Source organism: Streptomyces sp. NPDC026589 (genome assembly GCF_040638385.1).
Taxonomy (GTDB): domain Bacteria; phylum Actinomycetota; class Actinomycetes; order Streptomycetales; family Streptomycetaceae; genus Streptomyces.
Window position 1 is genome coordinate 1 of sequence record NZ_JBEZYG010000069.1, and the last position, 1769, is coordinate 1769.

The window sequence follows — 1769 nt, forward strand, 5'->3', positions numbered from 1 at the left end:
AGCTCGTTAGGGCTCGCAGAGAATCAACATGCTGACTTGATCTCTGTGGGGTTGCTGTTGTTGGTGAGGAACGCGGTGACGTCGGCGGGTGTACTGAACCTGGCTGTTGAGGGTCGAACGGTGTAGCCCTGGTCGGCAAGGAGGGGCTGGATTTGGTGAACGGCCCTGGTGATGGTGCTGCCGTTGACGCCGAAGAGCTGGGCGATCAGGTCTCGGGTTCCGAGTCTGCGCAGGTAGAGCACGGTGGCCAGGACTCGGTCAGCGGCGGTCAGCTTGTCCTTGGCTCCGGCTCCGCGAGCCCGGATGCGGTCTCCTCCTCGCTGCTGTGACCGCCCGTGTTCACGTAGCTCATCGAGTTTCTGGGACAGCTGGTCGACGAGTTCGTCCAGCGCCGGCTCGGTGATGCCGGTCAGTTCCGGGTTGCGCAGACCGCCGGCGCGGGACTGAGGCGGCAGGCCCTCGGTCGGCCGTGGGCCCTCGGTCGCGCCGGCCGTGTCACCGTGCTGTGGATAGAGGGTGTAGTTCCAGTCGCCGTGGAAGCGGTGGCGGTGCATGGGCAGGGAGTCGATGTCTGTGTCGGTGACCTTGATGCCGGTGTCGTAGGTGCCCGGGTCGAGTTCCGCGTGGACTGTCAGCCCGGTGTGGGTGGTGGTTGCCTTGATGCTGTTGACGATGACGTCGTGGCTGGTCAGCGGGCGACCGCGCCAGTTCATGGAGATGTGGGAGAACAGCCGGTGCTCGATCTTGTTCCACTTCGAGGTGCCCGGCGGCATGTGGCAGACCGTGATCTCCAGGCCGGTCTCGGCGGCCAGGGCGGCAAGTTCGGTCTTCCAGGCGCGGGTGCGGTAGCCGTTGGAGCCGCCCGCGTCCGCGGTGATCAGCAGCCGGGCGGCCTGCGGGTAGTCGTGGCTTCCACGGGCCTGCCACCAGCGGCGGATCGAGGCAACGGCGAAGGCTGCCGTGTCGTGGTCGGTGCCGACGCTGACCCAGCCGGTGTTCGCGGCGACGTCGTAGATCCCGTATGGGATCGCCTTGCCGGGCCCTTGCCGGTCCAGGAAGTCATGGGTCTTGACCTGGGCGGGAGCTCCCTTCGGCTCCCACTCACGGCCCCCGTTCTTGTAGGGGCCGACCAGTTCCTTCTTCTTGGTGTCCACGCTGATCACCGGGTCGCCAGCGCCGATGTGCTCCTTGGCCCGGTCGTTGATGTAGTGGAACTGTGCATCCCGGTCGGGATGCTGGGCGCCCTCGAGGGTCTTGGCGTTGGCCTGGAGACTGAACCCCTCCTCCCGCAGAAGGTCGGCGACGGTATCCGCCGAGATCCGGTGGCCCTGCCTGGTGAGCTCGCCGGCGAGCCTGCGGGTGGACTTCGTCGTCCATCGCAGCGGCGACATCGGATCCCCGCGCATGTCGGGCTCGACCAGCGCCAACAGCGCAGGCCGCAGTTCTGGATCCACCTCGGCCGCCCGCTTGCGCCCGCCACCTGGACGGCGGACCCGGCCCAGCGGTTCCGCCCCGTCCTCCAACTCGTCCACGCCTTTGCGGACTGTGGTCTCGCTGACTTGGGCCGCCTGGGCGACCGCCCGGATCCCGCCGTGTCCCAGGATCCGGGCCTCAGCCCCCATCAGCAGACGGCGCTGCCGCTCGTCCAGATGTGGGAACAACACTGCGAACTTCAAGCCGAGTTGATCACGGACCTCGCCAGATATGCGCATACCACACCAACGAGTTGAACCGTGGGAAGCAACACCTTGATTCTCTGCGAGCCCTTA

1 protein-coding gene is annotated in these 1769 nt (G+C 66.8%); it reads right to left on the reverse strand.

Annotated features, from left to right (window positions below):
* Positions 1-23: 23 nt before the first annotated feature.
* Positions 24-1712 (reverse strand): ISAzo13 family transposase, encoded by a 1689-nt coding sequence (locus AB0F29_RS41525; RefSeq protein ID WP_361884194.1) that lies wholly within the window; start codon positions 1710-1712, stop codon positions 24-26.
* Between the last annotated feature and the right edge of the window lie 57 nt (positions 1713-1769).